This window comes from Legionella sp. PC1000, from assembly GCF_014109805.1.
Taxonomy (GTDB): domain Bacteria; phylum Pseudomonadota; class Gammaproteobacteria; order Legionellales; family Legionellaceae; genus Legionella; species Legionella resiliens.
The window spans coordinates 3,160,720-3,187,500 of the sequence record NZ_CP059400.1 but is presented as its reverse complement, the minus strand read 5'-3'; the positions used below and the strand labels follow the sequence as shown (position 1 = coordinate 3,187,500).

Sequence of the window (26,781 nt, the reverse complement as noted above, 5' to 3'; positions counted from 1 at the left end):
TGCTGACACTTCGGTGTACAGCGAAGTCATTGATGCCCGGCTTCCAGGAAAAGCTGCTAGCCATAACTTATAGAGAACCGTACCGCAAACCGACACAGGTGGACAGGTAGAGAATACTAAGGCGCTTGAGAGAACTCGGGTGAAGGAACTAGGCAAAATGGTACCGTAACTTCGGGAGAAGGTACGCCCTTTTTGGTGAGGAGATTTACTTTCTGAGCTGAAGAGGGCCGCAGAGACCAGGTGGCTGCGACTGTTTATTAAAAACACAGCACTCTGCAAATTCGTAAGAAGACGTATAGGGTGTGACGCCTGCCCGGTGCCGGAAGGTTAATTGATGGGGTTATCTTCGGAGAAGCTCTTGATCGAAGCCCCGGTAAACGGCGGCCGTAACTATAACGGTCCTAAGGTAGCGAAATTCCTTGTCGGGTAAGTTCCGACCTGCACGAATGGCGTAACGATGGCCACACTGTCTCCACCCGAGACTCAGTGAAATTGAAATCGCTGTGAAGATGCAGTGTACCCGCGGCTAGACGGAAAGACCCCGTGAACCTTTACTATAGTTTTGCACTGGACTTTGATGATAACTGTGTAGGATAGGTGGGAGGCTATGAAGTGAGGACGCTAGTTCTCATGGAGCCAACCTTGAAATACCACCCTGTTGTTATTGAGGTTCTAACTTGGTCCCGTAATCCGGGATAAGGACAGTGTATGATGGGTAGTTTGACTGGGGCGGTCTCCTCCCAAAGAGTAACGGAGGAGCACAAAGGTACCCTCGGTACGGTCGGACATCGTACCAAGAGTGTAAAGGCATAAGGGTGCTTGACTGCGAGAGTGACGGCTCGAGCAGGAACGAAAGTTGGTCTTAGTGATCCGGTGGTTCTGAATGGAAGGGCCATCGCTCAACGGATAAAAGGTACTCCGGGGATAACAGGCTGATACCGCCCAAGAGTTCATATCGACGGCGGTGTTTGGCACCTCGATGTCGGCTCATCACATCCTGGGGCTGAAGCAGGTCCCAAGGGTATGGCTGTTCGCCATTTAAAGTGGTACGCGAGCTGGGTTTAGAACGTCGTGAGACAGTTCGGTCCCTATCTGCCGTGGGCGTAGGAAAATTGAGAGGAGCTGCTCCTAGTACGAGAGGACCGGAGTGGACGAACCTCTGGTGTACCGGTTGTCACGCCAGTGGCATTGCCGGGTAGCTAAGTTCGGACGGGATAACCGCTGAAAGCATCTAAGCGGGAAGCCTCCCTCAAGATGAGTTTTCCCATGAAGCCCGTTGAAGACTACGACGTTGATAGGCAAGGTGTGGAAGCACAGTAATGTGTGAAGCTAACTTGTACTAATTGGCTGATTGTCTTGACCATATAATCTGAGTTACTTCAGATTTTGATTGCGAATACGGATACGAGAAACAACAAATAGTGTACTTCTTTATTTACCTAATGCTTGATTGAGGTATAATGCCTGACAATCAATGCAAAACCAGTTTTCCTGGCGACCATAGCGGTTTGGAACCACCTGAATCCATCTCGAACTCAGAAGTGAAACGAACCCGCGCCAATGATAGTGTGAGGTTTCCTCATGTGAAAGTAGGTCATCGCCAGGGTTTTATTCTTAGAAAGCGGCTTTACGGCCGCTTTTTTTTTAACAAAAATTACTTACCGCTGATTTATTTATTAATTGTGAATTTAACACAGATTCCTAACCTTCCCTTTTGAGTTTCTTTTTGAGTTTTCCCTACTCTTTATTTCTTTGCTTTAATTGCAATAAGAGAAAACCTTCTCTCGATAAAAGCCAATTCTCGAGCTACACTGAATTAAAAATTATTCGGATTGACTTGATGAAAAAAAATTTCTTAATTTATGGCTCATATGGTTATACCGGGAATTTAATCGCGCAATTAAGTGTGGAGCAAGGATTAAGACCGATATTGGCTGGCAGAGATGAAGAAAAATTAAAGCTCCAAGCCAACGCGCTCAATTTAGAATATAGAGTGTTTGATGTTAATGATCTGGAGCAAACTAAAAATGCTCTGCACGATCTCGTCGCAGTAATTCATTGCGCTGGCCCATTCAAGTATACCTATGAAAATATGGTATTGGCTTGTCTTGAGGTAAAAACTCATTACTTGGATATTACCGGCGAAGTTAGAGTGATAGAAAAGCTGATGGCAATGGATGAAGAAGCTCGAGCAGCTGGAATTATGATATTACCTGGTTCTGGATTTGATGTAGTGCCAAGCGATTGCTTGGCTGCCTATTTAAAGCAATGTTTGCCTGACTCGAACCAATTAGTTCTTGCCATTGGAACATTTAATAAAGGCAATGGTTTAAGTATTTCACACGGTACTGCTAAAACAATGATGGAAGATATTCCTGAAGGTACCCTGATTCGTGATGAAGGAACTTTAAAAAAAGTTCCTTTCTGCTGGAAAACTCATTTCTTTGATTTCGGTACCTCTAAAAAGCTATTATGTGCCACGATTTCGTGGGGTGATTTGGCATCAGCATGGTGGTCTACTCAGATTCCGCATATAGAAATTTATATGGCATTACCTAAAAGGATAATTCAACTTAGGAGTCTTATTAATCCTTTTAAAAAAGTTCTGGGGTGGCCTCCAATTAAAAAATACATAATGCATAAAATTAATCAATTACCCACAGGCCCTACTGAGAAGCAAAGGCTACATTCAGTTGTAAAAATCTATGGTGAAGTAAGCAATGATTCAGGAAAAAAAATTGCTGCATTAATGACTACGCCTAATGGCTATAACCTCACTGCTTTATCCACTCTGATGATTGTACAATACGCTTTATCTGGAAATGCTCCAATTGGTTTTCAAACACCTTCTAGTGCATATTCAGAAGATTTAGTCATGAAAATTCCTGAAGTGACTCGAGTTATGCTTCAATAATTGTTAGTATTCTCCTGGCTTTAAGGCTTGAAAATATCATGAATCTCATATTTTTAAAGCCAAGGAGTGAAGATAAAGAATTTTTTTAAAAGGCATAAGGGAGTGTCATAATGATCGAAAAAAGGCTTGCTGATCTAGAAGGTGATGTGCAAGAGGTAAAGTTAATGCAATTGGAATTGGCTGAAAAAAGCGCTCGTTTACAACTCCTTATAGAACAGATGGAACAACAGCTCAATCAATGTGAGCATCCTGTGAACTCAGAGGCACCAGAAAAAGCAAATCAAGGTCAGTTGCTTAGTGCCTATGGCATTATGAAACCGCCAAAACAGGAAGCTGGATCTTATGAACAGAACGCTGGAACCTATGAGTTGCTGTCCGTATCGTCTGTTCTTTGAAATTTAAATTAAACCCAAAATCGAGGTTTAGGGAAATAGAAGTGGACTAGGTGCTATTTATACTGATATGTAATAAATGCAATTGGTGTTAGTTTTTTTCATGATAAAGAGTAGATTTTTCTTTGTTCAAAAGGTTTCAATTCTTAATATCTTTGAAAAAATTATGAAAATCAGATAACTAGGCCTGTAATCTCTATTTCCCTAATTCCATATTATCAAAAATTATGAAAGCAGATTTATAAAAAGAAATTAAGCCAATTTGTATAATTTAATCGGATTGTCACGATGTTTGAGGGTAGCGTTACCCACAAACTCAGCTTTAATTTCAGATAGGTGCTTCAGGGCATCTTCAGAAATAAGAACCTGCGAATGATATGTTTTATTTAACTGCTCTATATGAGCAGCAGAATTTACTACATCCCCAATAATAGTATATTCCTGGCGCTTTTTTGTTCCGATTGTGCCTGTTACTGCATGACCAAAATGTAAACCAATTCCTAATTTCAGATCGGGCAGATTCCCTTTTTTTATCTCTTCTTCGATACATTCAATGATCGTTAATGCTGCATTTGCCGCATTAGCTACATCATTGCCGTTAGATAATGGGGCGCCAAACACTGCCATAAAACCGTCGCCTAAAAATTTATTTATAATCCCTTTATTATCATGAATAATTTTTACTATATGTTTAAAAAGATTGTTGAGATAATCAACAACAACGGATGCTTCGTTTTGTTCGGTAAAAGAAGTAAAATTCCTTATGTCCAAAAACATAATGCACACGGGTAAGTATTCACTCGCTTGAGCATCTTTTGAAAGTAGCTTGGATACAACCTCAGGCGATACATGCCGGCCAAAAATGCCCTCAATTTTGTCTCGTTCTTGTTGCGCGTCGAAAGCTGTAAACAACTGTTTTTTAATTTGAGAAGTGATAAATCCGGTAACGATCCCCCAACTAATAAAATTCCTCCACGGGCAGCAAAGGCATACCATTCTACTAAATATGAATCAATGTTTGAGGTATCTGTATAATTGAGAACATAATAAGAAAGTCCCCAATATTCAATGGCGGCAACCAATCCCGAAAATCGGCATATCCATTCGTTTAAAGTCAATGAAGAAAGAATAATAAAAATAAAATAAAGTAAAACAGGTGGCATTAAAAGAGAATAGATGGGTGTTTGAAGGTTCATTATTACAATAATCCCTAATGTAGGAATATTTATTTCGATAAACGCATTAAGATAACGTAGAAAGATTGGTATATTTTTCTTATGAAGGGCGCATCGACAAATTATTTTTCGCATGAGTAAAAAATAAAGAGCTATAGCTGCTAAAGAACTCGGCATAGTAATCGCCGGTACTTTCGCATGTCGATAATATACTTCGGGAGAGAGAATAAAAAATATTGTCCATATGAGCGCCATTAAAATAAAGATAATAGATAAAATCGTTGTTCTTAACTTTTCAGTTTTTAATATTTCCTCTTCTAAAGGCGTTTGAGCCATTTGCTTAATCCATTATCTATTATTTCTTTAGTTTAGATTATTTCCAATAAATTGTTGTAGTGAGAAGGAGTTATGCCAGCATCTAAAAGCAATGCGACAGAGTTAAGATAAGTATCTTCGATAATCATTAGGGAACGTAGGCGGCGGGGATGAATTATCAACATGCCCTAAGACGCGCAGCAATAGATATCGACGTAAAAAGTTGTGCTTACTAAGCTACAATGATACCAAATGTTTGTCTTTGAGCCGTACATAATGTTGTGCTGAGTATTCTAACATCTCGAGTTCTTGCTCGGTTAATTTCCTGATCGCTTTAGCTGGGTTTCCAAGATACAAATAACCGCTTTCCAGAACTTTTCCCGGAGTTACCAGTGCCCCTGCACCAACCATTACATGATGCTGTATGTGTACAGCATCCAAAATTAATGCACCCATACCAATAAGACAGAAATCATCAACAATGCAACCATGTAATACTGCTTGATGTCCGACTGTAATTCCCTGGCCTAAAATTAATGGTTGCCCGCCTGAAGTATAGGGGCCATCATGAGTAACGTGCAAAACGGTTCCATCCTGAATGCTGCAGGCATTACCTATTTTAATCGAGTTTACATCGCCACGTAGAACAGCCATAGGCCAAACAGATACATCATCACCCAAAGATACATCACCAATGATTACTGATTTAGGATCAATATAGACTCGTTGACCCATTGAAGGCGATTTCCCTTGAAAACTGCGAATGGCATCATTCATATTATTTAAACCATAGTTACGAATTCTTCTGCACTTGTGGGATGAATGGCAACTGTATTATCAAAATCTTCTTTACAGGCTCCCATCTTTACCGCCACACCAAAACCTTGGAGCATCTCATCAGCGGCTAGTCCGATGATGTGCAAACCAATAATTTTCTCTTCTTTCCCTAGGTTCCGTGAACCAATTTTCTAGCGCATCCATATAAGCGCTCCGGCCAAATGTAAGAACCCGGAAAAAGCGGTCGTTGTTTTATCAAAACGAGAAAAAACACGCCGAAAGTGTTTGATTTTGGAGAAAAAAGCTTCAACTAAAAACCGCTCTTTGTACTGCTCTTTATCGATTTTTCTTGGGTTCTTCGCATTCTTTTTTGACGGAATGGTTGCAATACAGCCTTGACTCTCCAGTGTGTCAACAAGTGCCTGTGAATCATATCCTTTATCTGCAAGAACTATCGTGTCACGCTGCTCCTTCAATAGCTCTGCTGCTTGAGTAATATCGTTTCGATGTCCCCCGGTCAGGATAAACTTAATCGGATTCCCCAGTCCATCCACCAAAGCGTGAATTTTAGTGGTAAAACCTCCTTTACTGCGCCCCAATGCCTGAGCATCATTCCCTTCCTTGTCGTAACCAGATGCACACGCATGCGCGCGCACTATGGTGGCATCAATCATGACGGCTTGATCATCAACATCGCTAACTGAAGACATTAAGCCAGTCCAAATGCCGCGATCTGACCACATTTTATATCGCTTGTGAATTTTACGCCAATGTCCGTAATAGGGCGGGAGCAGGCGCCATTGACAGCCTGTACGTAATACATACCAGACTCCTTCCACAAAGCATCTTGTCTTCTCATTATTCTTAATGTGCAATCCTTTTACTCCTTGCAGAAAAGAATAAATTGTATCCCAGACTCGTTCTGATATATTATTATACATGTAGGCAGTTCCATTAGTGTTGTTAACGATCGCAATCGAATTTCACTATAAAAACTGCCTACTTTTCAAGTAATTAAAAAAATTGGTTCACGGAACCTAGAGTAACCAGTTTCATTACTGTAGGTGTTTTTTCTTCAGCAAATGCATCAAACATTGGTGTGAAACGGGTTTGATAGATTTTAATTTGATCCTTGCCATATTGCTCAATGGCTTCTTGTTCACTAAACCCAACTGTTCCTATCGGTGGATGACTAAAGATTACGGTGCAGATATTCTCATAGTTTAGGCAAGCTTCTGGTTGCTGGCCAAAAAGACGATCTGCCAAACGACGGCCTGCAGCAATTGCTACAGGAGTAAGGGCAGGCGCATTAGTCACATCACCTAGAGCATAAATACCTTGGGTACTGGTATTTTGGAACGCATCGACCAAAACCAATCCTTGCTCATCAGTAGCAACACTTACTTTCTCCAGGTTTAATCCAGTCGTTCTGGGTTTTCTCCCCACAGCAGCAATAATTACGTCGATATCCTGAATAATTGAGCCGCTGGAGCATACTATAGATTTTCTGCCATCACTATGTAAGTTTATTTCCTGTGCTTTATGGTTTGGGTGGATATGAATACCTTGCTGTTGCATGATTTCCATTAAGGTATCACCCAAGACATTATCAAAGCGGGATAAAGGCCGTATCCCCCTCATTAAAAGATGTGTTTCACTACCCAGACTATTTAATATCCCTGCCAGTTCCACCCCGATGTATCCACTACCGATAATTGCTACTTTATCAGGTCGTTTGGTCAAGGAAAAAAATCCATCCGAATCAATTGTATGCTGGCCTCCATGGATTGTTGGTGGCGAAGGTTCACCGCCTGTGGCAATGATGATGTGTTGCGCACGATAAAGGACATCATTTACTTTGATTGAATGTGCATCGTGGAAAGCGCCAGTACCCTGAATTAAAGTGATATTAAACTGAGTAAAACGTTTTGCATAATTTTCTCTGAGTCGTTCTATATAGGCATTACGTTTATTAACCAGAGTATTCCAATCGAGGATGGGCGATGTGAGTGAAAAACCATATTCAGGTGCATGATGCATGATTTCATTAATCATGGATGCATTGAACATAATTTTTTTGGGGACGCAACCTAAGTTAACGCAGGTACCACCTAAAAAGCTGGATTCTACTACCGCTACTTTGGCGCCATATTTAGCAGCTCGAACAGCGCTGGCAATCCCACCACTACCACCGCCCAGTACAATAAGATCAAATTGATTGTTTTTCATAGACAATTTTTAAAAAATAAGTTTATATTATCAGGAACTGTCCAACCAACCAACATAAAACTCCCAATAATTAAGCCTACCCATTGGGATGTGTTTTCGTTGTCTTGTTTTTGTTGCTTATGTTTAAAAGATTGTATCGATAAGTAGTACAAACACAACTTGATTTCAATATTGAATTATCTTTTTGAAAAATTTGTAATGAATTATTTCTTTCCCTTCCTGAGCATTATCAGGGATTAGGTTTAGGAGATTTTGAGTTGCAACTTAAACTTATCCTTGTTCCTGTACTGGGAACGGAGATTTTGGTTAATGATCTTTAATAAGGAGATTGATATGCCAGCATCTGGGATTAAGATTAGTCGTTTGGTTTTTTTGGGGGATAGTTTATCGGATAGAGGAACTTTTGATAAACGCTTGTTATTTGGGTTTATCCCTTTAGCGGACCTTTATGAGATTGGTTATGATGCACCTAGAGGACGATTTACTAATGGGTTTGTCTGGGGAGATTATTTTGTTACAGCGGTCATTGAACAATTTGAAATAGATTATGCCCGGAGAAAACTGAGGCTACCTCGCGATGCACGAGGAAATGCGGATGTAGCAGATGCCATTTTAGCGAATGATTTGCATTTACAAAAAAAAAATAAAAGAGCATTTAGTCTAAATAATGACAAACATATTTTATATAAAGGAACACGTTTTGCACGTTTCTATTGTGAAGCAGGTCTAACTTCTTCCGATTACAAGAAGAAATTTACCTTCAATCTTAAAGATGAAATAGCCAGGTTAATCGTGGCCAATTTAGAAGAGAAGCGGAAACAACTCAGTGCAGACGATAAAAAGTATAAAATTAGTGCTCAGGAAAAAGCTGAAACTTTAATAGTTGAGTGGTCTGGTGCAAATGATTTACTTACGGTGAATTCCGAACCTACTTTTCTTGCAGCAGATGATGCAGTTAATGCACGTATTGAAAATCTTGAGATCTTAATTCAACAAGGTTATCGGAACTTTGTTTTATTGAATTTACCTGATCTTTCTTTGACGCCAAGATTTCAGGCTAAAGGCAAAAAGGATCAAGATAAAGCGGCACAATGTTCCGTATATTTTAACAAGCAATTAGCAGCCAAAGTGCAACACGTGATCAAAAAATATCAGGGCTTAAATAGTCCTCTGAATCTTTCAATTTTTGATGTCAGTACACCATTCCAAGAAATGTATGAGCATAGTGAAGAATATGGATTTGATAAAAGTAAGTTAAAATTGCCCTATGTTGATTCTGAGGAGTTTAAACAAAGCCAAAAAAATCCTGTGAATCAGAAAGAAAATATTTCTCCGGCAGATGGTTATATGTTTTGGGATGACATACATCCTACCATGGATACACATACTTGGCTGGCAGTAAAATTTAAAGAGGCCTACCACAAGATGTTTACGTTCATTCATCCAACATCAGTACGAAGATGCTGTAAGGAAGCAGAAGATGCGATCGGTAAATCGTCATCCACCCCTTACGCCCATTTACCTGAGGATGTAGTAAAAATAATTCGTAGTCTTCATGCAGATGCAATGAACTTGGGAAAATCACTTTGTGCCTCGCGTCGTGAAAAAGGCGAATTATTAAAACAGTTTATTTTTAATTTGGAATGTCAAAGCGGTAATTTACAAGAGATTGATGCTTTTATAAAAACATTTACCCAAGATGTAGAGAAAATGAAAATAATAAAACATAATAATTCTCTATTTGATTTTTTTGGATGTAAAAAAACAACTTATCCAGAAGATTATATTAGCAAATTGGGGCAGGTTGTTGCAGAAAATCTTTATGCACAGAGGCAGCTGGCGAGCTGATTAACATAAAAAGTCTGAATGAAGCAGCCAAAAAATTCTGCTTCATTCAAAATATGCTTTATTCGACACTTACTTTAAATTCCACATCCACGTTGCCGCGAATTGCATTCGAATAGGGACAAACTTGATGCGCTTTGGCTACTAAATCTTCTGCATCTTTTTGACTTAAGCCCACAAGATGAGCATGCATTTCAACCCCAAGTTTATATCCTTTTTCTGGGGTGGCATATAACGAGACTTGAGAAAGAATTGAGGCATCTTGCAGAGGAATTTTTTGTAAACTGGCTACATGACGCATAGCACTCTCAAAACACGCGGAATAACCTGCAGCAAATAGTTCTTCTGGATTTGTACCACCGCCTGCCCCACCTAATTCTTTTGGTTTCGCCAAGTCCAGTCTTAATAATCCATCGGAAGTTTCTATATGTCCGTTTCGTCCACCATGGGTACGCGCTGTTGCTGTATAAAGTGCTTTCATATTTAGGTCCTTTAGTGATAACTGATACCAACGTTAGAATTGATTTATAGATTTGTCAATGAGTGAAAACTTGATATAACGCCACCCACTAAGTTCTATTCGTCGTTGCAAGCTCGGTCATCTCAGTCATGTACTTGATAACACTCCTTCACCTCATTTTACTTGTGCCTTGTCTAGAACTTAGTGAATGACGCTATATATTGTATTGCATTCATGACGTGGCACCTTGGAACTTTTTACTCCATAATACAAACCCTTATCTAAATAATTACATATTTGTTCCGTATTTAATGTACTAAGGCACTGCGATAATATTTTTTGATGACAACGTGGAAAAATAGCTCCTCGTGAGTGGAGTGCCTGGTATTTCTGGCTTTTCCAGCTGTTGAGGTTGCTCGTGTAATAAGTAGTAAAATTTTTAATTTTCAGATTATTATCCATGCTAAAAATTTTCATGCCCGGGTAGTTATGATGGATACGACTAATCGCGGGTGTAGAAAAGGCATAGACATTGCTCCCGTCATCCAGATGGATTTTTCTGATCTCATCCATATGCGTGTGGGATGTGAGGAGAGTTATTTCTCCATATGATTTTTTGTTCTTATTCAATATTTTTATAAATTCCTGTAAGTAAGCGTTATGCCAAACGGGTTTTCCCTTAAATGAAGTTCCAGGTGGTTCGTGCATGGCAATCAATAGCTGTTTAGCATGATGGTTCTTTAATTGCTGCTCCAACCAAGAAAGCTGGATTAAAGCATCGTGTTGCTGATTAGGATATTTTGCAAGTATGGGGGTATTTGTCCATTGAGTGGCATTTAGGGCGATCAAAATAATTTTTTTATTTCCTGGTATTACATAACTGGAATAATACCCATCGTGATACATGTGGCTGCCATCAATAATTAACCCTTTACAATGAGCACAGGCACCATTCCAATCCGTAGCAAAATTTAATGGGGAAACACCACTTGACTCGAAAGGCTGATAATTACCAAGTAAGGAATCATTGTTCCCCGTGATATAGAAAATAGGTTTTAAATTTTTATCGTTTTCATATAACTCATCAAATACCTTTTTTTCGAACTCTCCTTTTTTAGTTGTGTTAAATAAAGAGTGAGTGGGTAAGTCGCCTAAACAAAGTATAAAGTCTACTTTTTGGCTTAATTTTTCATATTTTTTCATAGTGATTTTTAGAAACTCTGTGCCAGTATCCTCTCCATCACGGGATAAGTTGTTGCTGCCGTAATGAATATCACTAATTGTTAAAAAGCTAGGTCCTGCATATACAGAATGAAAAAAGCAAAAAAACAGTAGGACAGCCTTAAAAAATGAATTCAATTGAATCTCCACATCCGGATATTGTCTATAAAAGGAGTGGTCTGTTTCCATATCTACTCTCCTGGTCAAAACTGTCCTGATTTTCTGTGCTCCGATGCTCACATACTTCATGTATGCTGCGCTTCGGTACTCGAAAATCAGGCTCATTCAGAGACTCAAGCTGGCGAAATGGAAACAGACCCTCCGCGGCTGCTGCTATCTTGGCCACAACGCGTTCCTAAGCTGCTTCACGAATACTCCAGGTCCTTTGTACCTGATTGGGAGTATCTGTTTCCACCCAAAGTAGGGTAGGGCTACCTGAAGGGTTAATCGATAGAGTCTTGGAAAATAACATCACTCCAAAAGGATATTTCTTTACCACGGATTGTAGTGCGGACCATACTTTTTCAGGACCAGTCTGGTTATCGTTTATTATAAGTTCATTGCCTCGATAGATTATATTTATAGATTGGTCTCTCAACGCAGTTCGTAGCGCAGACTCCAAACGCCTCCATTTAGCCTGATGAGCTTTTTGCTTTTCGGCTTGGGTAGGATTTGATTGGAAACTAATACGTTGATGAGGTGAAAAAATTCGACTCAAACGACTGCTGTCTGGATTCTTTTGCAAGAAATAAGTGCATAAAGCATCCAATACAGGACGCCCGGGCCCAGATGCTTTACCGGGCTGTCTGTTCACATACATTGCAAACGCCAAAGTATGGCCATTGGTAGTGTATAAATATCCTGAAAGACTATTTATTCCAGTCATAGTACCTGTTTTAGCACGAACAAAACCCTGTTGCGTGGGGATACGGAATCTTTTTTGCAAGGTTCCGTCACGTCCGGATATAGGTAATGCAGATATGTATTCATAAGATAAAGGAAAACGTTGATATAAAAATTTTAATAGCGATATGGTTTGCTCTGGAGTTACTAAGCTGTAGCGCGATAAGCCCGAGCCATCCGTAAAAATTGCGTGAGTAAAATCGATTCCTGTTTGTGATTGTAAAAAATTCTTAATTACAGGTTCAGCATCTCGCCAGTTGACTGGCCGTCCTTTGAGTTTTTCTGCAGCATGCAAATACAAGCTGTCCGCATAGAGATTATCAGATGGTTTTAAAGTATCTGCCATCAGTTGTGACATGGGTTTAGAGTGTTGTGTCGCAATGAATAAAGAACCTGCTGGAGTTTTTCCTAATTGAACCTGGCCATTGAGTTGAATATTGTCTTTTGCCAATTGAGTTTTGATCATGCCTTGAGCATACATTAAAGGATTTTTTATAGCCAAACGTTGTTGTACTGCCCATTGGCCAACTCCGACACAGCCACGAACAGTTAAATGATTGTCTTGATCTAAATTAAAACCCACGCCACAACCTTTTGCGTTTGGTTTCGTTGTCGCCTGATTATTTAATGCAATACCACCTCCACCATCGTCTACTTCAACAACCGCAGGATCTCCAGCTTGAGCTCCTGGATTTACGGTAACCGTCAAGCGATTGGAATCAACCATGACGGGGGCATTGGGGGCTCCGTAGCTGTAGGATAAATCGGTGGCGAGCCAGCCAGGAGGATAGGGATCGACTTGCGCCAGGCTGCTATCGATGTAAACATTACCTTGAATGGTATGGATATTCCATTCCTTCAATGAGGAAAGCAGTGCTTTTAAATCATTACGGTTAAAAGAAGGATCACCATTTAGTTGTACATAAACATTTCCTTGGAGTATTCCCTGTTCGATTTTTCCTGCACTCATACTTAATCGATTTTCAAAACGATAATCTGGACCTAGTACCATTAATGCTGCTGCTTCGGAAAAAAGTTTCATGTTGCTTGCAGGGATATACAAACGTTCTGCATTACGCCGATATAGGGTTTGCCCAGAAGTGAGGTCAAGAACGACAATTCCAAGATTAACATTTGGATTAATTCGCCTAATTAAATTATCTACCTCGCCTTGAATACTGATACCATATGATAGTGTGGATAAAGCCAATAAAAACGCGCTAGTAAACGTCCTTCTCATTGATGTCGTTCCTTTTGTTTTATCATATGCGGAATAGAAAATTGATAACCATCGTCTAATCATATCGCAAGCCTAATCGCTCCAAAAGTCCCGCAAGTGTATCATTATCAAAAAATTTGACTTGTAACCATCCACCATCGCCATTATCGTTTATTATTTGTACTGGCGCACCTAATTGTTCCCCTAATACTGATTGTAACCGTTCAATGTCTCGATCTCTTTTTGTATTTTTTGGTAGAGAAAATTCTTTATTTTTTTGTACTTTTACCACATGTTCTAACTGTCTTACTGACCATTGTTGCGTTATAGTTTGTTTCGCTAAATAGTCTTGCTGGGTTGGTTCTAACCCTATAAGAACTCGCGCATGGCCAAATGACAAGGCTTTATTCCGAATGAAATCTTTTATATTTTCACTTAAACCCAATAACCGAATAATATTGGCAATATGACTACGTGATTTCCCTACTAAAGCAGCTATTTCATCTTGATGATAATTAAACTCATCAATCAAACGTCGATAAGCGCTTGCTTCTTCAATTAAGTTTAAATCTTCTCGTTGAATGTTCTCTATTAGAGTGAGGGCACATGCTTGTTTGTCGTTATAATTTCCGATGAGGCAAGGGACAGTTTGTAATCCTGCTATTTTTGCAGCACGCCATCTTCTTTCGCCTGCGATAATTTCATAACGCTGTTTTGCGATTGACCTGACGATTAGGGGTTCAATTAAGCCTTGTGATGCAATGGATTGAGCGAGCTCTTTTAATGTGATGTCATTAAAATCTTGTCTGGGTTGATATTGTCCCGCTTGAATGCTTTCTATAGGTACGTGCTGAAATTCAACGTGCATCGAAATAGTATTGAATAAAAATTGTTATGAATTGTTTCATATTTTGCTGGGAATGAAAATAGGAGTTAATGCGTTATGCGTGTATCAATGTAGCTTGGTGAAGCCTGTCTTTTGATCACATCCTTGCCGACGTCCCGCGCACAAGCCCTGAGAGATGGTCACAAAAAGTGACCATCTCTCAGACATAAAGCGCGGTACGTAGAGAAATTTAAAGCAGTACGTAGAGAAACTTAAGTGGTACATGATAAATTTAAAAAACTGACGATCGTTCAGGGTCTGTTTACCTGAGGTATCGTCAGTTTTGAGAAACCTCCACTAAATTTTTCGCCTACCTACCGCGCTTTATGCGCGGTATCCAGGGGATCTTACTATAGAAATGCTCAGCGGCATCTTAAAATATCGTTCTGGATACCGCGCATAAAGCGCGGTACGTAGGAAAGCAGTACGTAGAGAAATTTAAGCGGTACGTAGAGAAACTTAAGTGGTACATGATAAATTTAAAAAACTGACGATCGTTCAGGCACAAGCCGCGGGACGCGGGAGTAGAGCTGGACGGATTTCAGTAATGTGTAGGCAATTCAGGTGAAGCACAGCTGAACCCGGGTATGAACGGAGTTCCCAGGCTACGGTCTATTTTATAACAAACCATACAATATCGCTGAGATAGCGATAATGCCTATGGTTGTTGTGAATACATTACTTACACGATCAGTTTTATATTTTTTCATTGCCGGAATTTTGGCAATTGCATACATAGGCATAATAAACAATAGGGTAGCAATAACAGGTCCACCCAGAGTTTCTATCATTTTTAAGATGTTGGGATTTATGGTGGCTACAATCCAACACGTAACAACCATAAAAATTTCAATGACGCGTTGAAGTTTGCATTGGCTTATTGTTTTACCAGTTGGTTTTAACAGGTTCACAATAATGCTACTCAAACCTTCCTTAGCACCTAAATAATGACCTAAAAAGGATTTGGAAATCGCAATAAAGGCAATAATAGGAGCGATGCAAGCAATCAAAGGTGTTTTAAAATGATTTGCTAGATAAGACAGGATAGAAATGTTTTGTTGTTTCGCTTGTAAAAGGTCTTGAGGTGAAAGACTAAAAACACAACTGAATACAAAAAACATAACGGAACAGACCATGAATAAATGACTGTACCGCAGGATCGCCGTACTATTACTATCCGCATCAATTCCATATTGCTGTTTTTGATTCACCGCAAAAGAAGAAATAATTGGTGAATGATTAAAAGAAAATACCATGACTGGAATGACTAACCATACAGTCATTAACAATCCATGCCCTCCATTAGCATGCAATGAATTGCTTTGTTGTAAAATGGCATTATTCCAGTTAGGAATTAAATAAATAGATAAAAATAATAATATAGTTGCAAATGGATAAACCAATAAAGACATTGATTTGACAATGATTTCCTGTCCAAATCGGACTATAGCCATGAGTGCAAGGATAAGTATTATGGATAAAAGTGCTCTTGGAGGGGAGGACATACCTAACTGATTCACAAGAAAGCTTTCCGTAGTATTAGTAATTGCCACGCTATACATCAATAAGATTGGATAAATTGCAAAAAAATATAATCCGGTCAGTATCCTTCCTGCAAAAGTACCAAAATGTTCTACAACCACATCGGTAATGTCATTCTGAGAAGAAGAACCTGATAAAACAAAACGGCATAGTGCCCTATGCGAAAAGTAAGTCATGGGAAAGGCAAGTACGGCCATTATAATTAAAGGCCAAATCCCATTAAGTCCAGCATCTATTGGAAGAAAAAGGGTTCCAGCACCTACAGCAGTACCGTAAAGACTTAACATCCAAACGGTATCATGTTTTGCCCATGAATACTTTTTATTTACTGCTAGAGGTGAAAGTATTGCTGCTGATTCATTTGATGACATGAAACATCCTTTATATAATACCGAACACAATGTTCAATATTAACACTGCAGATCCAATATTTCAACAAAATTTGCTTTTGTACTGAGGATGTTCTATGCCTATTTACTTAATATTTAGTGATTAATATTCTAGTTTCGTGCCATAAAGTCGGTCTCCTGCATCGCCTAACCCTGGAATAATATAGCCTTTTTCGTTGAGCTGCTGGTCTATAGCTGCCGTGAAAATAGGAACTTCTGGATGCTCTTCATGAAATGCTGCTATTCCTTCTGGAGAGGCAAGCAGGCAGAGAAATTTAATTGATTTAGGCTCGATTGCTTTAATTTCTTTGACTGCAGCGATTGCTGAGTTGCCAGTCGCCAGCATGGGATCAACTACGATCACATCACGATCTCGAGTATGTTCTGGAAGCTTTATATAGTACTCAACTGCTTCCAGGGTTTTAGGATCGCGGTACAAGCCAATATGACCAATTCGGGCTGTAGGTACAAGTTGTAACATGCCATCGACCAAACCATTACCAGCGCGCAAAATTGATACAAAAACCATTTTTTTACCTTTTAAAACCGGTGATTGCATTATGGCTAGAGGTGTTTCGATTTCTTCATATTCCATTTCCAAATCACGAGTGACTTCATAAGCGAGCAACATACTGATTTCATGCATCAATGTGCGAAATTTAACTGTGCTGGTATCTTTTCGACGCATGATTGTTAACTTATGCTGAATTAATGGATGCTGCACTACTATAACGTGTTGATTGTTCATTTTAACTCCAAACTGCGTTTTTATGTGAAAAAATGTAGCCAGGGCGAAGCGAAGCGGAACCCGGGAAATCCGTGATGAAAAAAACCGGCCTTCACCCAGGCTACACGTTTTAATTTAAAAAACTGTGCCATCACTAATAATCTGTATCGGTGGAATACCCTGGGAACGTTTTTGTTTGGCAATTCGTCGTCCTGCTTCCCAGGTACCTCCTTGCAAAATTTTAGCCAAAGGAAGTTCTTTGGTATTTTTTTGCAGTTTTTTTCTGATTAATGTGGCTAATTCATCTAATAGTGCAATGGTTAATGCACGCCATTCTACAATTGCTTCTGCATCTGGTGGGAGTGACTCTCCCAGAATGTTCTTATTTTTAATTTGCAGCAACCCGCAATCGATGAGTAAACCACCATTTCGATATTCTGGCAAACCCGTTAGTTCTTCCAGGTAGGTCACTGTAACTCCCGCTTGTTCTAGGGGTTCAATCAAAGAATAAGTTAACCATTGGGATAATTTATGAAATGGAATGTATTCCGATCCCGATTCATTTGATTTGAACGCATTATATTGCCACACATCTCCAAGTGGGATTCCATGAAATAGCAGTCTTGTCGGCCATATTTCATTAAATGTATCGAGCACTTCATGAAAAATCTGAGACGCTGTAAGTATGTCATTTGTTGCTAAAGAACTAATGTAAGTATAAAAGTTACCTAAGCGGCTTTCTTTTTCAAAATGTTGTGCGTCCTGTTGTATTAATGCACCGAGTCGATTCAGCAATGCAACTCGTCCGGAAACGCCCTCTAAAGGATTTTGAGCAGTGACTTGAAAAGCATCGTGTAGGTCGGCTTCATTAAAGGACAATAAGCGCTCTGCATCTACTCTCAATGGTTGAGATGGATGAGCACTAAACATTCCTTTTAGATAAAGAGAAAGGCTTGCTAGTGCGAGACCTTCGGAGCGCGAATATTCGACTCCTGTTTCAGCCTCTGTATAGCGCCAGTATTGGCCAGCGCCTGCGTCTAGGAATACGCTGATAATAACCAGCTCGTAAAGAATTTTACCCCATTCATCTGCAGATATGATGCCCAATTCTTCCCGCATTTTTTTTATTCGATTAATATTCCCCACTTCAAAATGACGCCAACGACTGTGATAGGGAATATCAAGATTTGGATAATTATCCTGAATGACCTCAATAACAAATGAAGCTGTAGCGGTCATTTTTTCTGGATCTAAGAAAAAGTATGCTGATTGGTCTTGCTTGACTCGTTCTAGAATAGCATGGGAGCGTACGCGTATCGTGCGCGGATCTCTTAACGTGGTTAATACGCGGGCAATTTCTTGTTCATTACTCATTAAGATCACGTCCTTTGGTTTTTGCTAATTCATTAATATCAACGATGCGATTAGGTGAATAATAGCCTGCCGCACGTTTGGCATTCATTTCTACTTGAGCATCAAGGGGAATGAGCTCATCGGGAATGCTTACTCGTTCTACAACATGAATTCCAGATTTGAGTAATGCGTCATATTTCATGTTGGACATGGAAACAAAACGATGAATTTGGGTAATGCCAAGCCAATGTAAAATATCCGACATGAGTTCCTGGAAGCGCATGTCTTGGACTCCTGCGACACACTCAGTTCTTTCAAAATATTTAGCAGCAGTATCTCCACCTTTCTGTCTTTTGCGGGCGTTATAGACCAAAAATTTGGTCACTTCACCCAAAGCTCTTCCTTCTTTTCGATTATAAACAATCAAACCCGCGCCACCTTTCTGGGCAGATTCAATAGACAATTCAATCCCATGTACTAAATAGGGGCGACAGGTACAAATATCGGAGCCGAATACATCAGAACCATTGCATTCATCATGAATACGACAGGTAAGCTCAATTTTTGGATCATGGATTGTCGTTACGTCACCAAAAAAATAGGCGGTTAATCCACCTATAGGGGGTAAAAAAACATCGAAGTCAGAACGTGTTACTAATTCGGGGAACATCCCAGCTGTTTGTTCAAATAAGGTACGACGTAACAGTGATTCTGAAATTCCAAAACGTTCAGCAATTCCAGGTAAATACCAGACTGGCTCCACAGCGACTTTGGTGACTGCGACATCACCTGATTCTTTTAATATTTTTCCATCGGGTTTGAGGCGGCCTCTTTGGATGGCCGTATGCAATTCAGGAATATTAATATGTGCTTTGGTAACTGCAATTGTAGGGCGAATATCATAGCCTGCTTGAATTTCTTCCGAAAAAACACCTGCAACAAGATGTCCCCAGGGATCGATGGAGATGATTTTCTGGGCATCGTTCCATTGAGGATGTGGGCCAATGGCTACAGGCGGCGTAGTATCGGTAAGGTCCGGTACGTGCTCTGAATCCAACACTCCGGCAGCAACTGCTAGTGCTCGATAAACTGAGTATGAGCCAGAGTGTGTACCGACTACATTGCGATTTTTTATATTCGTAAGAGAGGCTATTACCGGGCCGCGTTCTTTAGGGTTTTCTGCGCCCCATTTTATTTTTAACGGTGCAGCAGTATGCCCGGATGGATGTGATGATAAAACAATATGCCCTTTCGATTTTTTTTTTGACTCATCTTGCACCATAATACAATCCTTTAAATGACTACAACTCGATAAATTCATCATAACAGAAGAAATTAATTGGTAGAAAGTACTATTTTCCTTATTGAGGAGGGGAGGTATGAGTCATTGTACTGGGTTAATATTCTCGCTATTATGGTTTCGTTTTTGATGATTATACGTACTAATTTACCCTTAGGGGTCTGTATGCAGAGTCTAATTTAAATTTTTTTTAACCAGGGTTTTACTTCGTTGCCACAGAGGCTACGATGATTTTTTATAGAAAATGTGAGCCATTACTAGCAGGAAAATGCCTATGACCACTTTAATTATTTGTTTATTCATTGCGATATTATTCCCTTATCTTCTCAAGGTTGTTGTAGCTAATTTTATGCAAAAAGAAGGGAATTATGATAATCATTACCCAAGAGCTCAACAGGCAAGATTACAAGGAATGGGGGCGCGAGCAGTTGCAGCCCATCAAAACAGCTTTGAAGCTTTGCTTGTATTTGCGACTGCGACATTAACCGCCATAGCAACTCATCATATCGGAATAACAATTCAAATTTTGGCGATTATTTTTATCGTTTCTCGAGTTATTTATAGCTATTTTTATTTAATGGATATGGCTTCCTTAAGATCCACGATTTGGTTTATTGGTTTTATTTGTTGTTTGATTATTTTGGGACTCAGCATGGTGTGATTGCACCATGGACTCAGTTTGGGGTAAGTCATTAATCCAGAAGTTAAAAAGGTTTTTTTGATGCACAAAGAAAATGATGTACAACAGGTTTCGTTACAACCCTTGCTGATTTTTGTTATTTTAATGCTCATGGTACTGATGCAGATGACTACTGATCAGTATATTCCTTCATTACCTGCCATTGTGAAAGAGTTCCACAGTAATGAAGCATCTATTCAATTAACATTATCTCTTTTTATGCTGGGTTTGAGTATTTCCCATGTATTTTATGGTCCTTTATCGGATAAAATTGGCCGTAAACCACCTCTTATGTTTGGTGTTGGCCTAAGTATCTTAGGCAGTTTATGCTGCTTTCTTGCTCCTTCAGTTTTAGTCTTGATCATTGGCCGTTTTATTCAGGGATTTGGTATTGGGTGTTGTGGTTCAGTAGGCCGATCTCTAGTCCGCGATCTTTTTACTGACAGAATTTTATCTAAGATAGGTTCTTATGTAGGGATTGTGAGTGTTTTTATTATGGTGGCATCTCCTGTCCTAGGAGGATATATCCAGGAGCATTTTGGATGGCGTATCAATTTTTTATTTTTACTTGTATTTGGTATCGCAATATGGATCCTGGCATTATGCACTCTTCCTGAAACCAATAAAAATCTTAATCCTCATGCAACTCAATTTAGAGTAATGCGCGATAATTATTTAACCTTGCTACAATCTAAAGTGTTTTTAGGCTATGCATTGTGTGCCTGTCTTGCTTCTGCAGGGATAATTGGTTATCTCGCAATTGCTCCCTTTCTTTTTCAAGATACATTAGGGCTTAGTCCTATAGAGTTTGGCCAATTAACCATTTTTATTGCCGGGGCAATTTGTGTGAGCGGAATAATTAACAGTCAGATGGTGATGAGAAAAGGTGTATCCTACATGGTATTTATAGGGATTGTCTTTATGGTAATAGGTGGTGTTACCATGCTGTTTTTGTCGATTATAGGATTGCAGAACGTATTCTCCATCATGATCCCTATGTCGTTGTTTAGCATGGGAGTGGGGCTTACTTTTATCAATGCATTTGCTGGAGCTTTTCATCCATTTCCTCACATGGCCGGAACAGTAGGGGCCTTATATGCAAGCATGCAAGACTTAAGTGCCGCGTTGTCTAGTGGGATTATCGCTCTAGGCGAATGGTATGGCCAATTCTCTTTAGCTATAATCTTACTTATTTTGGGCTTGGGTTCTTTCGCTTCATGGTATTATCTGGCCTCAAAAGATCATTAAGAGGTATTGTTTATGAAAATTACTGAGACAGAATTAAAAAATATTATATCCAAATTATCAGGCATGAAAGAAGAAGAAATTCATAATGATACGGCGTTAATAGAAGACTTGCATTTAGATTCCTTAAAAATCGTTGAGTTACTGGCTATTCTTAGCGAAGAATATAATTTAACGGTGACTGAAGAGGATGCAATGAATTTTCATACTTATAAAGATTTATTTGAGTTTACTCAGGCGTAACTGTTTTTGATATTTGTATTTCTGTTCATATGGATTTGGACAATTTTATTTTCTCTGATGATGAATTGCTAACCCGAGGTACGGCTACGCTTACCGCCTAGGCTTCATTTAGGGTTTCAGGAATTGAGTTTAAAAGATTTTCATTTATTCTGCTGTTTTATAAATATGAAATCAATATGCAAACAACCAGAATACCATTTTTCCGCGTTGCTTCATTTGGCTTTATTTTTTTAAAGAGATATATAATAAAAGAAGGAAGGCGATCTTCGTCAGGAAAAATATGGAAACACATCGCGGCTTATCCGTAACGACTCAGTCGTTGCAAGTAATAGATAGCATTAACTATTTTCATCAACAAGTTTTAGGGGCTGGCAAGGAGCCTCATAATATTCTCGAAGCAGTCAAAATAAATCCTGATAATTTGCTCCTCCAAGTTTATACTGCTGCACTTTATCTTTATGGCCAGACTGATCCAGCCACTGCTTTAGCAAAAAAACATTTGTTGCAGGCTGAAAAATTATTGAATTCGGTTAATTTAAGGGAAAAATTAACTTATCACGCAGTTAAAGCTTGGATGAATTTGGAATACGAAACTGCTTTAACTATTTTAGACGCTTTAACGGGTTTATATCCACGTGATACTTTAGCAGCAAAGTTTGCTGAATGGTTATTTTATTGTTCGGGACAAGCCTACAATAGTCATAACTATTTGAAGTTTTGTGAACGGATTGCAGCACATAATCAGGATGAATCTCATTTTTTAGCCATGCATTCTTTTGCGGCGGAATTATCTGGTCATCTATTAGACGCGCAACGTTTGGCAGAACAGGCTTTGACCATCGAACCACTTACACCTTGGGCACATCATACTCTGGCTCATATCTATCTCAACACAAACAATAGTGCAAAAGGGATAGCCACTTTAGAAACGTTCCGAGGGAGTTGGGAGAATATATCAACACTTCTTCGTGGACATAACAGTTGGCATTTAGCTTTGTTTTATCTTGCATTACGACACGATGATAAGGTAATGGATTTATATCCTGTTATTTTTGGCACATCTCCAGAAATTATTACCGAACAAATAGATGCCATCTCATTGTTATGGCGTTTGGATATGGCTGGATTTCCGCAATTAGAGCAATTTAATGTCCTTGGACGTTATCTTGATGAAAACCCTTTTACTCATTATACCGGTTTTAACACAGTCCATTATGTATATTGCCTTACTCGTTTAGGTCAAGAGGACGCAGTTCAGAGAGCCCTGGCATCAATCGAAACTTATGCTCAAACCCTGGCGATGGGATATAATCAATCGCTGTGGCGTTCCGTTATCTTACCTTTGAGCAAAGGGATTCATGCTTTTGTTAATAATGATTTTCAATCAGCCTGTGATTTGATGGGTTCTTGTATCTCCAGGTACACTGAAATTGGTGGCAGTGATGCACAGTTAGAAATCATTGCACAGACTTATTTGCTTTGTTTATTACACAGCAATAAAAAAAAGGCAGCAAAAGAATTTTTCAATTTTCATTTAGCACACTATAAAGGAACACCCCTGGCCGAGTTTTGGTTTAGTTCAAAGCTAAGTTTTTAAAATAGTAGCCCCAGGCTACAATACGAACTATATCAGATCACTTCTAAAAGGGCACAAGCGGCAATACCACCTCCACCGGCCGCAACTAATAACACCTTATCGTTTGATTTGATGCAGGTATGTTTGCGCAGAAAATCCAGAGCAATCCCTACGCTTGAACCGGAAGTATTGCCGGTCTCTTCTACGGTTTTAACGATACGTTCTTCAGGAAAACCTAATTGTTTTGCAACAGATAAAACTAAATTTTTATTTCCTTGATGCGGGACCAGCCATTGGATATCTGCAGTAGTAAGGTTTAATGCCTTGAGAAATTCTTCTGCACCATCAACCATACCATGTACTGCTTTGACAAATAGAGCGGTATTTTCTTTAATCGTGATATAAAACAGTTCGGGGTTTTGGCAATGTGCTGCAGGCAGTCGTGAACCCCCTGCAGGGGTAGACACCGTATCGCTGACTTCGCCATCGGCAAACAAAGCGGAGGCAATAAAACGAAATTCTGCATTTTCTTTATTGGTAGACACAACACAAGCTGCTGCTCCATCGCCAAAGAGAACACTGGTAGCGAAATTATTTTTATTTAAAAACTTTGAGCGAACTTCGCTGGCAATTAATAAGATGGAACCCATACTTGCTTGAGTGATGGCAGAACTTGTATGCAAACCCACTACAAAACCGGCACACGCTGCTCCAATATCAAAAGCTCCTGTATTTTGCAATCCAAGTCGATGCTGTACTAGTGGGCTGGTTGGTGGTGCAAGGTAGTCTCCTGATATAGTTGCCAAAATAATTTGGTTGATTTTATTTTTTTCTGCCGGCTTTGCTGCAAATAGTTTTTCTGCTGCAAGTACAGCCAAATCACTACATGCCTGATCTTCATTGACCCAGCGTCTGTTTCTAATTCCTGTCGAGAAGCTGACCAGTGTTGGACTTTGTGTGCTATTCATCCAATTGAGCACTTCTTGATTACTCACAACCCGCTCAGGTAATGCAGTAAAAGGACCTTTGATGTAGATGTTTTTTTCGGCACGCAACAAATTCATGATGATAATATTCCTTCAGAACGCATGAGTGGTAAACCTCCACTTACAGTAATGACAGAGCCTGTCATAAATGAGGTTCTGGATAATAAGGGATCCATGGCCTCTGCGATTTGTGCCGCTTCTCCCATCATGCCTTGAGGAATAATTTGTGCCATTTTTTCTTGATATGCAGGCTTTTTCCAGAATTGCTCGGTTCTTGAGGTTTTAATCAAACCAACACGTACTACATTAGATAAAATATTGTTGGCACTGTAATCCACGGCAAGATTTAAAAATAAGCCTTCGAGTGCTGCTTTGGTTGCACAATAAGCGCCATAACGACTGGTTCCTGTAATTGCCGAAAGGCTCGAAATCAGAATCAATCGCCCAAATTTATTGGCTAATAAAGCCGGTAATAGGTGATGAATTAACCAGATATTGCCATGTAAATTATCATCGATGTAAGTGCGTAATGCAGGATAGGATAAGGCGTGTAATTTGCGTAGTTGGCTCACTCGTGTAAATGCGTTAAGGATGACACCATCTAAAGGTTGCTGCAGTAGATTTTGTAGTTCCTCCTTACTGGCTTCCGGATTGGAAAAATTATATACCAAACCACTAACCTGCATTTCTTGTTGTTTATAATGTTCCAATGTTTTATTTAGACTTTCCTTGCTGGAACTGGTAATGATAATCGTGTCACCTAATTGGAGTCGTCGCTTGGTTATGGCTTGAGCGATATCCGATGAGCCTCCAGTAATCAAAATGTTCATTGTGCCCCCAGCTCAATTAAGTGTTTTTCAATACTGTTTAGCGATTCATAATGTTCTTTTACTAAAGGCATAACAGGGATCTTAATTTTGAATTCTCGCTCTAGCTCAATGATAAGTAAGGCTAACATTAAGCTGTCTAGACCTCCTTGTTCCAGTGAAGCGGATATATCTTGAGAAGGATAGGGAAGTCCAATTTTTGCTAATATATTGCGGATTCGTTCAGTGAGCATGGTTTTGTTCCTTTTGGCTTAAAAGCAGTATTTTTCTATCAAGTTTTCCATGTTGGTTACGTGGCAACTTATCCAATAATTGTACTGTAATTGGAAGTTTTCTCGGTAAAAGATGGTGTTTTAACTGATCACAAAGCATGTGTTCTGTGGTGGCGGTACTGAAACTGTCCCGTTCCAGGCATACCCGTAAACGGATACCATACAATTCATCAGGTACCGGGATGACAATTACTTCTTTAATTCCTTTAATTTGGCAAATTTTATGCTCTATATCAATTAAATTAATCTTTTCACCACCAATATTAACGATGTGATCCAATCGTCCTTTAATTACTACCAAACCCGAAGGTAATTGCTCTGCCAAATCTCCCGTAAAAAACCAACCATCCTGCATCCGGCTTTGTTTTTCTTCACCCAGATAGCCCAACATGAGTTGACTGCCTTTAATGAGCAACTCATTGTTCTCTGATAAGCGTATCTGCCAATCACCCACTGGGTAACCGGCAAAATCTTCAAGGAATAATGGATCTTTGCTGGAATAAGTCAGGACACGCGGAGAGGCTTCTGTTAGGCCGTAATTGTTATAAATTATTGCCTGAGGAAAAGTGTGCATTAAACTGTCACGCAATATAATGCTCAAAGGAGCTCCAGCAGAGACAATCGCTTTTATTTTTGTTGCAGCTTCTGGAAAAAGTGTTGCCATTTTATGAATCGCGACCCAATGAGAAGGGACTCCGCTCCACATTTGCGGGATAGGATGATTTTCAAACACTGTTTTAATGTCCGTAAATTGCGTGATGAGTTGTGTTTTTATCCCAGCGATTAACCCGGGGAGTAATTGCCCAAGCAGACCAAAAGAGTACGATAAAGGTAAAAATAATAATTGATCGACAACTCTAGAAAATTCAAGCGCATTAATGACAGCCTGACAATTGGAAGTGATATTTTTTAGAGAAAGCTGCACCGCTTTCATTTGGCCTGTGCTTCCGGAAGTAAAGAGTACTAAAGCGAGTTCAGGATGATGTTTCATCTTCTTATTTTCTTGAATTTCCAGGAGTTCGCCTTGAGCATCAACGGTCATGTTTGTACTTAAAATAGCTCGTTTTCCCTGTTCTGATTCTTGGTGTGTCAGGATGACGACAGGTTTGCCTATGTTGAACGCGGCTAATAATTGAATCACAAATAGAGGTTGTGCTGTTGCATATAAAACCAGCAGCCCTTTGGGCAGTTTTTTGAATTGCAACGACATTTTGTAGACTGCTGTTTCTAATTCAGCAAAACTTAAAAGCTGATTTTCCACACTTAATGCAATTTTGTTTGGCGAATCTTGAGCTAAAAATAGCAT

The 26,781-nt window shown here is 39.5% G+C and carries 24 protein-coding genes, 2 rRNA genes and 1 pseudogene (1 of these 27 only partly in view); 9 read left to right on the top strand and 18 right to left on the bottom strand.

All coding sequences use genetic code 11. The features are described from left to right. The 4 genes from FOLKNPGA_RS13935 to FOLKNPGA_RS13920 all read left to right on the top strand — a co-directional run. Nucleotides 1–1,364, top strand: a 23S ribosomal RNA gene (locus tag FOLKNPGA_RS13935) (it extends 1,533 nt beyond the left edge of the window). Between the two features lie 126 nt (nucleotides 1,365–1,490). Then, nucleotides 1,491–1,606 (top strand): 5S ribosomal RNA (gene rrf, locus FOLKNPGA_RS13930). Nucleotides 1,607–1,840: 234 nt separating this feature from the next. Further along, nucleotides 1,841–2,914, top strand: a complete 1,074-nt coding sequence (locus FOLKNPGA_RS13925; protein ID WP_182350464.1) for a trans-acting enoyl reductase family protein — start codon at nucleotides 1,841–1,843, stop codon at nucleotides 2,912–2,914. Nucleotides 2,915–3,024: 110 nt separating this feature from the next. Continuing rightward, on the top strand, nucleotides 3,025–3,309 hold the full coding sequence (locus FOLKNPGA_RS13920; protein WP_182350463.1) for a hypothetical protein: 285 nt from the start codon (nucleotides 3,025–3,027) through the stop codon (nucleotides 3,307–3,309). 249 nt (nucleotides 3,310–3,558) lie between these two features. On the opposite strand, the gene FOLKNPGA_RS19040 is transcribed toward FOLKNPGA_RS13920, so the two are convergent. From FOLKNPGA_RS19040 to gorA, 6 genes and pseudogenes are all read right to left on the bottom strand, one after another. After that, nucleotides 3,559–4,083, bottom strand: coding sequence for an adenylate/guanylate cyclase domain-containing protein (locus tag FOLKNPGA_RS19040; RefSeq protein WP_255465988.1), 525 nt, complete (start codon nucleotides 4,081–4,083; stop codon nucleotides 3,559–3,561). Continuing rightward, entirely contained in the window at nucleotides 4,068–4,817 is a 750-nt protein-coding gene (locus tag FOLKNPGA_RS19035; RefSeq protein ID WP_255465987.1) for a hypothetical protein, read from the bottom strand. Before FOLKNPGA_RS19035 ends, FOLKNPGA_RS19040 begins: the two co-directional genes overlap by 16 nt. A gap of 216 nt (nucleotides 4,818–5,033) precedes the next feature. Next, nucleotides 5,034–5,573: a gamma carbonic anhydrase family protein gene (locus FOLKNPGA_RS13910; protein ID WP_182350462.1), complete on the bottom strand. Its 540-nt coding sequence runs from the start codon at nucleotides 5,571–5,573 to the stop codon at nucleotides 5,034–5,036. 5 nt (nucleotides 5,574–5,578) lie between these two features. After that, nucleotides 5,579–5,746, bottom strand: a pseudogene (locus tag FOLKNPGA_RS13905) (glutathione-disulfide reductase); the annotation flags it as partial. 18 nt (nucleotides 5,747–5,764) lie between these two features. Further along, entirely contained in the window at nucleotides 5,765–6,514 is a 750-nt protein-coding gene (locus FOLKNPGA_RS13900) for an IS5 family transposase (RefSeq protein ID WP_058441825.1), read from the bottom strand. Between the two features lie 73 nt (nucleotides 6,515–6,587). Next, on the bottom strand, nucleotides 6,588–7,802 hold the full coding sequence (gene gorA, locus FOLKNPGA_RS13895) for a glutathione-disulfide reductase (protein ID WP_255465986.1): 1,215 nt from the start codon (nucleotides 7,800–7,802) through the stop codon (nucleotides 6,588–6,590). A 333-nt stretch (nucleotides 7,803–8,135) separates the two neighbouring features. On the opposite strand from gorA, the gene FOLKNPGA_RS13890 reads away from it, so the two are divergent. Further along, nucleotides 8,136–9,650, top strand: coding sequence for an SGNH/GDSL hydrolase family protein (locus FOLKNPGA_RS13890; protein ID WP_182350461.1), 1,515 nt, complete (start codon nucleotides 8,136–8,138; stop codon nucleotides 9,648–9,650). A gap of 58 nt (nucleotides 9,651–9,708) precedes the next feature. On the opposite strand, the gene FOLKNPGA_RS13885 is transcribed toward FOLKNPGA_RS13890, so the two are convergent. The 8 genes from FOLKNPGA_RS13885 to FOLKNPGA_RS13850 form a co-directional block, all read right to left on the bottom strand. Next, nucleotides 9,709–10,128, bottom strand: coding sequence for an organic hydroperoxide resistance protein (locus tag FOLKNPGA_RS13885; protein ID WP_182350460.1), 420 nt, complete (start codon nucleotides 10,126–10,128; stop codon nucleotides 9,709–9,711). A gap of 180 nt (nucleotides 10,129–10,308) precedes the next feature. Continuing rightward, nucleotides 10,309–11,466: a metallophosphoesterase gene (locus tag FOLKNPGA_RS13880; protein WP_182352873.1), complete on the bottom strand. Its 1,158-nt coding sequence runs from the start codon at nucleotides 11,464–11,466 to the stop codon at nucleotides 10,309–10,311. A 217-nt stretch (nucleotides 11,467–11,683) separates the two neighbouring features. After that, nucleotides 11,684–13,471 carry a D-alanyl-D-alanine carboxypeptidase/D-alanyl-D-alanine-endopeptidase gene (gene dacB / locus FOLKNPGA_RS13875; protein WP_182350459.1) on the bottom strand — a complete coding sequence of 596 codons (1,788 nt, stop codon included), beginning with the start codon at nucleotides 13,469–13,471 and terminating at the stop codon, nucleotides 11,684–11,686. A gap of 55 nt (nucleotides 13,472–13,526) precedes the next feature. Next, a complete protein-coding gene (locus tag FOLKNPGA_RS13870) occupies nucleotides 13,527–14,318 on the bottom strand; it encodes a ParB/RepB/Spo0J family partition protein (protein ID WP_182350458.1) in 792 nt (263 codons plus the stop codon). Nucleotides 14,319–14,953: 635 nt separating this feature from the next. After that, nucleotides 14,954–16,249: a serine/threonine transporter gene (locus tag FOLKNPGA_RS13865; RefSeq protein WP_182350457.1), complete on the bottom strand. Its 1,296-nt coding sequence runs from the start codon at nucleotides 16,247–16,249 to the stop codon at nucleotides 14,954–14,956. 121 nt (nucleotides 16,250–16,370) lie between these two features. Then, the gene (gene upp / locus FOLKNPGA_RS13860; protein WP_182350456.1) at nucleotides 16,371–17,015 is read right to left on the bottom strand and encodes a uracil phosphoribosyltransferase; all 645 of its coding nucleotides are present in this window, start codon (nucleotides 17,013–17,015) and stop codon (nucleotides 16,371–16,373) included. 114 nt (nucleotides 17,016–17,129) lie between these two features. Continuing rightward, nucleotides 17,130–18,368, bottom strand: a complete 1,239-nt coding sequence (locus FOLKNPGA_RS13855; RefSeq protein WP_182350455.1) for a URC4/urg3 family protein — start codon at nucleotides 18,366–18,368, stop codon at nucleotides 17,130–17,132. Then, nucleotides 18,361–19,629, bottom strand: coding sequence for a GTP cyclohydrolase II (locus FOLKNPGA_RS13850; protein WP_182350454.1), 1,269 nt, complete (start codon nucleotides 19,627–19,629; stop codon nucleotides 18,361–18,363). The genes FOLKNPGA_RS13855 and FOLKNPGA_RS13850 overlap by 8 nt, the downstream gene beginning before the upstream one ends. Nucleotides 19,630–19,921: 292 nt before the next feature. Here FOLKNPGA_RS13850 and FOLKNPGA_RS13845 point away from each other — a divergent pair, with 292 nt between their 5' ends. The 4 genes from FOLKNPGA_RS13845 (at nucleotide 19,922) to FOLKNPGA_RS13830 (ending at nucleotide 23,411) form a co-directional block, all read left to right on the top strand. Further along, nucleotides 19,922–20,308: an MAPEG family protein gene (locus tag FOLKNPGA_RS13845; RefSeq protein WP_182350453.1), complete on the top strand. Its 387-nt coding sequence runs from the start codon at nucleotides 19,922–19,924 to the stop codon at nucleotides 20,306–20,308. 60 nt (nucleotides 20,309–20,368) lie between these two features. Further along, a complete protein-coding gene (locus FOLKNPGA_RS13840; protein ID WP_182350452.1) occupies nucleotides 20,369–21,574 on the top strand; it encodes a multidrug effflux MFS transporter in 1,206 nt (401 codons plus the stop codon). Between the two features lie 12 nt (nucleotides 21,575–21,586). Further along, nucleotides 21,587–21,814, top strand: coding sequence for an acyl carrier protein (locus FOLKNPGA_RS13835; protein WP_182350451.1), 228 nt, complete (start codon nucleotides 21,587–21,589; stop codon nucleotides 21,812–21,814). Nucleotides 21,815–22,094: 280 nt separating this feature from the next. Further along, on the top strand, nucleotides 22,095–23,411 hold the full coding sequence (locus tag FOLKNPGA_RS13830; protein WP_182350450.1) for a tetratricopeptide repeat protein: 1,317 nt from the start codon (nucleotides 22,095–22,097) through the stop codon (nucleotides 23,409–23,411). Between the two features lie 32 nt (nucleotides 23,412–23,443). On the opposite strand, the gene FOLKNPGA_RS13825 is transcribed toward FOLKNPGA_RS13830, so the two are convergent. From FOLKNPGA_RS13825 to FOLKNPGA_RS13810, 4 genes are read right to left on the bottom strand one after another with little or no spacing between them, the layout of a single operon-like run. After that, nucleotides 23,444–24,454 (bottom strand): 3-oxoacyl-ACP synthase III family protein, encoded by a 1,011-nt coding sequence (locus FOLKNPGA_RS13825; RefSeq protein WP_182350449.1) that lies wholly within the window; start codon nucleotides 24,452–24,454, stop codon nucleotides 23,444–23,446. Continuing rightward, nucleotides 24,451–25,206 (bottom strand): SDR family NAD(P)-dependent oxidoreductase, encoded by a 756-nt coding sequence (locus FOLKNPGA_RS13820; RefSeq protein ID WP_182350448.1) that lies wholly within the window; start codon nucleotides 25,204–25,206, stop codon nucleotides 24,451–24,453. Before FOLKNPGA_RS13820 ends, FOLKNPGA_RS13825 begins: the two co-directional genes overlap by 4 nt. Beyond that, nucleotides 25,203–25,436 (bottom strand): acyl carrier protein, encoded by a 234-nt coding sequence (locus FOLKNPGA_RS13815; RefSeq protein WP_182350447.1) that lies wholly within the window; start codon nucleotides 25,434–25,436, stop codon nucleotides 25,203–25,205. Before FOLKNPGA_RS13815 ends, FOLKNPGA_RS13820 begins: the two co-directional genes overlap by 4 nt. After that, complete coding sequence (locus FOLKNPGA_RS13810; RefSeq protein ID WP_182350446.1) at nucleotides 25,426–26,781, bottom strand: class I adenylate-forming enzyme family protein; 1,356 nt, start codon at nucleotides 26,779–26,781, stop codon at nucleotides 25,426–25,428. The genes FOLKNPGA_RS13815 and FOLKNPGA_RS13810 overlap by 11 nt, the downstream gene beginning before the upstream one ends.

Coding starts and splice junctions, on each gene's coding strand:
- FOLKNPGA_RS13925 (WP_182350464.1), top strand. CDS start 1,841: ATGAAAAAAAATTTCTTAATTTATGGCTCATATGGTTATACCGGGAAT.
- FOLKNPGA_RS13825 (WP_182350449.1), bottom strand. CDS start 24,454: ATGAATTTGTTGCGTGCCGAAAAAAACATCTACATCAAAGGTCCTTTT.
- FOLKNPGA_RS13870 (WP_182350458.1), bottom strand. CDS start 14,318: ATGCACGTTGAATTTCAGCACGTACCTATAGAAAGCATTCAAGCGGGA.
- FOLKNPGA_RS19035 (WP_255465987.1), bottom strand. CDS start 4,817: ATGGCTCAAACGCCTTTAGAAGAGGAAATATTAAAAACTGAAAAGTTA.
- FOLKNPGA_RS13890 (WP_182350461.1), top strand. CDS start 8,136: ATGCCAGCATCTGGGATTAAGATTAGTCGTTTGGTTTTTTTGGGGGAT.
- FOLKNPGA_RS13910 (WP_182350462.1), bottom strand. CDS start 5,573: ATGAATGATGCCATTCGCAGTTTTCAAGGGAAATCGCCTTCAATGGGT.
- FOLKNPGA_RS13885 (WP_182350460.1), bottom strand. CDS start 10,128: ATGAAAGCACTTTATACAGCAACAGCGCGTACCCATGGTGGACGAAAC.
- FOLKNPGA_RS13850 (WP_182350454.1), bottom strand. CDS start 19,629: ATGGTGCAAGATGAGTCAAAAAAAAAATCGAAAGGGCATATTGTTTTA.
- gorA (WP_255465986.1), bottom strand. CDS start 7,802: ATGAAAAACAATCAATTTGATCTTATTGTACTGGGCGGTGGTAGTGGT.
- FOLKNPGA_RS13865 (WP_182350457.1), bottom strand. CDS start 16,249: ATGTCATCAAATGAATCAGCAGCAATACTTTCACCTCTAGCAGTAAAT.
- FOLKNPGA_RS13835 (WP_182350451.1), top strand. CDS start 21,587: ATGAAAATTACTGAGACAGAATTAAAAAATATTATATCCAAATTATCA.
- FOLKNPGA_RS13920 (WP_182350463.1), top strand. CDS start 3,025: ATGATCGAAAAAAGGCTTGCTGATCTAGAAGGTGATGTGCAAGAGGTA.
- FOLKNPGA_RS13840 (WP_182350452.1), top strand. CDS start 20,369: ATGCACAAAGAAAATGATGTACAACAGGTTTCGTTACAACCCTTGCTG.
- FOLKNPGA_RS19040 (WP_255465988.1), bottom strand. CDS start 4,083: ATGTTTTTGGACATAAGGAATTTTACTTCTTTTACCGAACAAAACGAA.
- FOLKNPGA_RS13815 (WP_182350447.1), bottom strand. CDS start 25,436: ATGCTCACTGAACGAATCCGCAATATATTAGCAAAAATTGGACTTCCC.
- dacB (WP_182350459.1), bottom strand. CDS start 13,471: ATGAGAAGGACGTTTACTAGCGCGTTTTTATTGGCTTTATCCACACTA.
- FOLKNPGA_RS13830 (WP_182350450.1), top strand. CDS start 22,095: ATGGAAACACATCGCGGCTTATCCGTAACGACTCAGTCGTTGCAAGTA.
- FOLKNPGA_RS13845 (WP_182350453.1), top strand. CDS start 19,922: ATGACCACTTTAATTATTTGTTTATTCATTGCGATATTATTCCCTTAT.
- upp (WP_182350456.1), bottom strand. CDS start 17,015: ATGAACAATCAACACGTTATAGTAGTGCAGCATCCATTAATTCAGCAT.
- FOLKNPGA_RS13900 (WP_058441825.1), bottom strand. CDS start 6,514: ATGTATAATAATATATCAGAACGAGTCTGGGATACAATTTATTCTTTT.
- FOLKNPGA_RS13855 (WP_182350455.1), bottom strand. CDS start 18,368: ATGAGTAATGAACAAGAAATTGCCCGCGTATTAACCACGTTAAGAGAT.
- FOLKNPGA_RS13820 (WP_182350448.1), bottom strand. CDS start 25,206: ATGAACATTTTGATTACTGGAGGCTCATCGGATATCGCTCAAGCCATA.
- FOLKNPGA_RS13810 (WP_182350446.1), bottom strand. CDS start 26,781: ATGCTATTTTTAGCTCAAGATTCGCCAAACAAAATTGCATTAAGTGTG.